This is a genomic window from Allobosea sp. P1_A7, from assembly GCF_056406775.1.
Map to the genome: position 1 here is coordinate 1 of NZ_JBFTZN010000359.1, position 5,889 is coordinate 5,889.

At 60.0% G+C, this 5,889-nt stretch carries 8 protein-coding genes; 7 read left to right on the forward strand and 1 reads right to left on the reverse strand.

Annotated elements, in window-relative coordinates; genetic code table 11:
* Window positions 1-253: 253 nt before the first annotated feature.
* Together AC1D34_RS34000 and AC1D34_RS34005 are read left to right on the forward strand one after the other, a co-directional pair.
* Window positions 254-1,117 (forward strand): tyrosine-type recombinase/integrase, encoded by an 864-nt coding sequence (locus AC1D34_RS34000; RefSeq protein WP_476826616.1) that lies wholly within the window; start codon window positions 254-256, stop codon window positions 1,115-1,117.
* A 309-nt stretch (window positions 1,118-1,426) separates the two neighbouring features.
* Window positions 1,427-1,648, forward strand: a complete 222-nt coding sequence (locus AC1D34_RS34005) for a hypothetical protein (RefSeq protein WP_476826617.1) — start codon at window positions 1,427-1,429, stop codon at window positions 1,646-1,648.
* A gap of 841 nt (window positions 1,649-2,489) precedes the next feature.
* On the opposite strand, the gene AC1D34_RS34010 is transcribed toward AC1D34_RS34005, so the two are convergent.
* Window positions 2,490-2,651, reverse strand: a complete 162-nt coding sequence (locus tag AC1D34_RS34010) for a KGG domain-containing protein (protein ID WP_476826618.1) — start codon at window positions 2,649-2,651, stop codon at window positions 2,490-2,492.
* A 522-nt stretch (window positions 2,652-3,173) separates the two neighbouring features.
* Between AC1D34_RS34010 and AC1D34_RS34015 the strand changes: the two genes are divergently transcribed.
* From AC1D34_RS34015 to AC1D34_RS34035, 5 genes are all read left to right on the forward strand, one after another.
* Window positions 3,174-3,899 (forward strand): Crp/Fnr family transcriptional regulator, encoded by a 726-nt coding sequence (locus tag AC1D34_RS34015; RefSeq protein ID WP_476826619.1) that lies wholly within the window; start codon window positions 3,174-3,176, stop codon window positions 3,897-3,899.
* 34 nt (window positions 3,900-3,933) lie between these two features.
* Window positions 3,934-4,212 (forward strand): DUF6894 family protein, encoded by a 279-nt coding sequence (locus AC1D34_RS34020; protein ID WP_476826620.1) that lies wholly within the window; start codon window positions 3,934-3,936, stop codon window positions 4,210-4,212.
* A 391-nt stretch (window positions 4,213-4,603) separates the two neighbouring features.
* On the forward strand, window positions 4,604-4,945 hold the full coding sequence (locus AC1D34_RS34025; RefSeq protein WP_476826621.1) for a hypothetical protein: 342 nt from the start codon (window positions 4,604-4,606) through the stop codon (window positions 4,943-4,945).
* 11 nt (window positions 4,946-4,956) lie between these two features.
* Window positions 4,957-5,235, forward strand: coding sequence for a hypothetical protein (locus AC1D34_RS34030; RefSeq protein WP_476826622.1), 279 nt, complete (start codon window positions 4,957-4,959; stop codon window positions 5,233-5,235).
* A 498-nt stretch (window positions 5,236-5,733) separates the two neighbouring features.
* Window positions 5,734-5,889 (forward strand): transposase (locus AC1D34_RS34035; protein WP_476826623.1); only part of this gene is annotated, 156 nt, incomplete at its 3' end.

Consider the following 5,889-nt stretch of genomic DNA (forward strand, 5'->3'; position numbering starts at 1 on the left):
CCATCTCGATCACGGCGACCAGGGTCGCGCCTTGATCAAGTGAAATCGAACATCTGCTCGCATCGATGCTGTGTGCCATAAAGGTGCTCCATCGCTGATTGCGGCAACGATGGTACCGGCCTCGTTGCGCCGCCCATAGCTTCTAAGCCGCTCTCGCGGCAGGGCGCTTCGTCGCGTGCATCGCTGAGATTTCGCATGTGAGGCGCTGCATCCGAGGATTTCGGGGTCGTTTCCCTGATCCTTGGAGGCCTCCATGACCGATCCCGTCACCGTCAGCCCGCTGCGCCAGCGGATGATCGAGGACATGACGATCCGCCAGTTCGGCGAGCACACGCAGCGCGACTATGTCCGGCAGGTCCGCGCGTTCACGGCCTTCCTCGGCCTGCCGCCGGATCGGGCCGAGCCGGAGGATCTGCGGCGCTACCAGCTCCATCTGGCCTCGCTGGGGGCAAGCTACGCCCGGATGAACCTGGCCTGCACCGCGCTGCGCTTCTTCTTCCACATCACGCTCGGCCGGGCCGGCTTCGGTGACCGCATGGCGCGGATCCCGACGCCGGAGCGCCTGCCGGTGGTGCTGGGGACCGAAGAGGTCGCGCTGCTGCTCGCCCACGCGCCGAACCTCAAGGGCCGCGCCGCGCTCAGCATCGCCTATGGCTGCGGCCTGCGCGTCTCCGAGATCGCCCACCTCAAGGTCGCCGACATCGACAGCGCCCGCATGCTGATCCGGGTCGAGCAGGGCAAGGGCCGCAAGGACCGCTATGTCATGCTGGCGCCCGACCTGCTCGMTCTGCTGCGGCAATSGTGGCGGATGAAGCGGCCGCGCGGCTGGCTCTTCCCCGGCCAGCAGCCGGGCCAGCCGATCACGACGCGMCAGCTCAACCGGGCCTGCCATGCCGCGGCCGAGGCGGCGAGGCTCGACAAGCGGGTCTCGATGCACACGCTGCGGCACAGCTTCGCGACGCATCTGCTGGAACGGAAGACCGATATCCGCGTGATCCAGGTCCTGCTCGGCCACAGGAAGCTCGACACCACCGCCATCTATACCCGCGTCGCACTCAGGACGCTGCGCGAGGTGCCAAGCCCGCTCGCCCTGCTGGCGCCGCCGCCACCACCATAGCGGTCCCGCGCCGCTCATGGCGCGGCCTCCGCTGAAGATCCCGGGATCAAAACGGTCGTATTGGGGAGCGGTGGTGGCGATGTAGCCGGTGCCCTTCAGGTGGTTTCATGATCCGCCAGAAGGGCCTAGACACGTCCTTCGCGAAATTGAGCCATTTAGGCTGCACAGGGATCCGCCCGGACAGGGAGCCTCTTGGATAGCAATTGCTGGCACGGGCACCATTTGGGTTCGGCGTCGTGCGCTCTGGTATTGGCTCCGCTAGGTAGTCGCCGTGCCCGACCCGTTCCACTATGAAATGGAGCAGAAATTATGCCTGACGAACGCACCGAACTCGCGGTCGAGGCGGCTGCGAGAGCCTTCCATGAGAACGCCCGCGAGAAGCGGCAATTCCAGTGGGAACAGTCATCCGAAGAGTGGAGGCACGACATCCGGGCTTTCGTGCGCCCCATGGTCGAGGCCGCCTTACTCGCCTCTGATGCTTACCTGGCAACCGCGATTCCCAAGAGCCCAAAGCCAGGAGACATTGGGTGACGGAGCCGTCATTCAAAACCGCCGCCCTGTAGCCCGGCGGACGTTGGATACCACCACCGGAACCCCGTAGGGCCAGCTCTAAGGTGGCGTGCAACTACGGGGTCTTCGTCACCCGGCTGCCAACTCTAGGATTGGTTCCCGCAAATGTCATCCTGAACCCGGCCCCGCGAGTTCGTTCATCGGAATGTCGTGCACCGTGCCGTCGGTCGATTGGCAAGGGAACCGTTGCTTCGCACCATCAGTTTTACTGAAACGTGGGAGAAGCCGCATGCCCCTGATCGCCAGATGCCACTGCGAGCGCACCTTGATCGAAGTCAATGGCGAGATGCCAGCGTCCCTGACGCGCTGCACTTGCTCCTTTTGCTCAAAACGCGGCCATCTCTACGCCTATTTCGAACCGCGCCAGGTGACGGTGAAGCAAGCCGATAGTGACGGCATTTATCGCTGGAACACGAAGCAGGTCGCGCACCACTTCTGCAGTGCAGCCCGGCGTTCGAAAAGGACGGGAGCTGGGATGGCCAGACAAGGAGGACCGCGGTAAATGCCCGCCTCTTTGACAATTTCGAGGCGGCCGATTGGCCGGTGACTGTCATCGACGGCAAGAACCTTTGGTAGCAGCATCAACATCTTCAAACGCGAGGCTCGACGCGCCCTGCGCGAGGAGCTGCTCCGACGGCGCACAACGCACGGGCAGTCCGGCCCGGGCAGCCGCTTCGCCGTTTTGCCGTTTCCGGCGCCGCTTACCCGGCTCCAAACCCAGTTCTGACGCCTGCTCGCCCGCCCTGAGACGAAGAGGCGGGTCGAAGCGATCCGCCTCGGTTTTTTCGTCTCGAGCCCGCCCTTAGCTCTGACCGCCCTTTCGTCCGGCTTCAGACGCGCGCTCCGGATCGTCTGCAAAGTTTCCGGACCGACTTCCTTCGCTGCCTTGCTGGCCTTCGCGGCCCTCTTTTTCTTCAGACTGTTGGCGGTTTCCACCGCTGCTTGTTGTCGTCCATGGACGCAAAGCCTCGACCTGACTGGTTTGCCATTTTGGATCTCCTTTGGATTTTCAAATGGTGGATGTCGTCCCCATCCACTGACCGCTCAACGACAATTATCGAGCAGTGTTCCGACGAAAATTCCACTTCGAGCTAGCCGCATAAATCCTATCAAATCTTTGTATTAAAATGCTTTTTTGGCTATATTACTGCCAAGCTTCATAACCGGGTTGCATGCCATGCAAAGCGTCTCATCCGGTAGTAGCGTCGTGTTCGGTCTCGGGGTTCCTCGAGCTTGAACCCGAGCCAGCGGTCGCGGCCCCTCGAGACACCCCCAACGGTTCCCCGCATGACTGCAATGCCCTACCCGAGGCTCGTCGATCGCCCCTCGTTAATTCTCATCACCGACCTGGTGGTCGCCGGAGCTGGATTCGCAGAGTGAACTTCTGGGCGTCGTCAAAGTTACCAAGGAAGGCAATGCYCCGCCCGCTCGCCAAGCAAAGGCAGAGACGATTGTTCAGGCGTAAAACAAGCTCAGAGGTCGTCGGATGGCCAGGATCGATCCGCTCATCTCGGCCCTTGCTCAACGAGACAAACTCGATACCGAGGAGCGAACGTTGCTTGGGGCCCTGCCTTTTTATCAGCGAAAATATGGCAGGGGCGAGGAGATCGTTTCCGTATTTTCTCGGCCGACCCATAGCTGCCTCGTACTGTCAGGCATTACGGGCCGAGAGCTCTTTTTGAAAGACGGTCGACGACAAGTCGCATTGTTGCAGGTGCCTGGGGATTTTGTCGATCTACACGGCCTTCTTCTCAAACAAATGGATCATTCGGTCGTGGCGATGACCGATTGTGAAACCATGTTTATTCCCCATACGGCGGTGTACAATCTTATCGCATCCGCTCCGCACCTCGGACGGCTGCTATGGCTGCTCACACTGATCGATGCCGCCATTTTGCGCGAACGAGTACTTTCCATCGGACGCAGGTCAGCACCCCAAAATCTCGCTCACCTCATCTGCGAGCTGTACAGCCGCTTGGAGACCGTGGGTCTCGTTGGGGAGGGTCGTATTGAATTGCCTCTTACCCAGGCTCAGTTGGCCGACGTGCTGGGGCTTTCCATGGTCCATGTGAACCGGAGCCTGAAGAATCTGCGGAACGAGGGTCTGCTGTCCTGGCAGCAGTCGTCCGTCGAGATTCCGGATTTTCAACGTTTGGCTGAATTTTCGGATTTCGACCCGATTTACCTACAGCTCACTCCGGAGCCGCGCTGAGGGAACCGGATGAGGGCTGCCGGATTGTGGAAACATGACGCGCTATTACTTTGACAGCTCAGATGGTGATTCGACCATTATCGATGAAGACGGCATCGAGCTGGACGATGCCAAAATGGCCCGGCATGAAGCTCTGCGGGCGTTACCCGATATGGCGCGCGATGGAATACCAGACGGGGACCATAGAAGGTTTGTCGTCTCTGTAAGAGGTGAATTGGGTGAAATAATCTATAGCGTCAGTTTAACCCTTTCGGGCCACTGGCGAGATCCGGCTAGCGAGCCAAATCCTTCACAGAAGATGCCGGATCTCTAAGAAAGATCGAGCAATTCCTCTTTCAACAATGGGCGAGCGGTCGATTCGGGAATGAGGGGCCGTGGCCGAACTTGCGCGCGCTGCGGCGCTTGTGATGTAGGTTTGGCTTCATCCCCTTAGCAAGCCTGACTAACCGCATCGTCAATTTCCCCAGCCGGCAATATTGAGCGGTGTTTGCGGGCGGCGAAGCATGAGCCTTGCCAGCCCTCGCTTCTGTACGTCGTTCATGCGGCTCACGAGACGGACGGGCATCTCCGATATTTCGATATTCCGAGCGTTGCTTCTCCGACGAAGAACGCCTGCCGTTTCTCAGTCACGAATTAACGAATGTTAATGAGCGAATGGGAACGGCCATGGTTCATTGACCGAATGAGAGGAAAAGGAGATCGTCGTGAAGCACGTCGACCCGACCACCGTGCTCCTCGTCCCCTGGTACGAGCGCCAAGACTTTCAGAAGTTGCGGCGCATGAGCCAAGCCGCATGCCTGCCGGATACCTATGCCGCATGGCTCGACAATGCGTTTCGCAACATGCGCCAGTTGCTGGCGCAAGGGTGCGCAGTAAAAATTGTCACCATTCACCTCGACGAATATTTCGCCTGGCTAGCGAACGAGCGCGAGGCGGATACGGCAGCTGCGCGGAGCCGCTATATTCAGGAGCAATCAACGGTTGGCAGTCAGCTGTCTGGTCCCGTTGCTGATGCGCCATGGCCCGGCTTTCCCATCTCGCATTGAAGCGAAGCCCGATGGTCACCGGGAAAGGCGTGTTGGTGGACAAAGGCGGTTTGCGCCTGATGGTAACCTATGAGTACGTGGAAACCGGACACACCGGACGGGCGGGTCGCTTATATAGCCAGCCAATGGAAACGGATTTCCTCATTTTCGAGGAAACGTTCCATCTCGAATTCGAGGATGGGGTGGCGATGATCATTTTCGTCACGCAAGTCTCGGAGCACCGATGGGTGTTCTTTGGCCGGAAAGCGGGCAAGGATGCTCCGGCTGCTAACGACTGCTCGTCCAACTGACATACTTGTTTTCTGTCTTTTCCCGAATCCGCGGTGCCAGACGCAAAATGGCCGGCCAGCTTCAGCTCTTCAGGCCGGTGCCACGCCCGCCAGCCACCTGCCCCTTGGAAACCGCCGGAACACCGTGGGCTGATGCAGCGTTGCCTGCACTCCGAAGAACAGGTGCCCCTGAAAAAGCTGGGATTTCCGGGCATTGACGGGTGGATCTGGATTGCGGCGCTGCTTCTAATCATCGCGCTCGCCGTCTACGTCACGGTCCCCCGCAACCTTATCTTCTAGGCAGCCATAGCCTGAGCGCCTCACCCTGTGCGCTCTTGAAGCCCGAACGGTCGCGATAAATTTCCGGTGTAAAGCCACAGAAGGAGAGATCCGATCGCGATTCCCGAACTCAAACCGGAAACGCGGCCCGTCCGCATCACCGTACGCCTCCGGGGATGGCCGCCTTGTTTGGCGCTGAGGAAGGGCTGAAGTCCTAGGGATAATCCTAGGAGTAGCCCTATGACTTCGTCTCGCGTCGAGGTGATCACATCTGTCGAGCGTCGGCGCCGGYGGTCTCGCGAGGAGAAGGAGCGGCTTGTCGCGGCGTCGTTCGAGCCTGGCGTTTCCTCATCCGAGGTCGCGCGTGCCGCTGGCATTCACGTGAGCCAGCTGTTC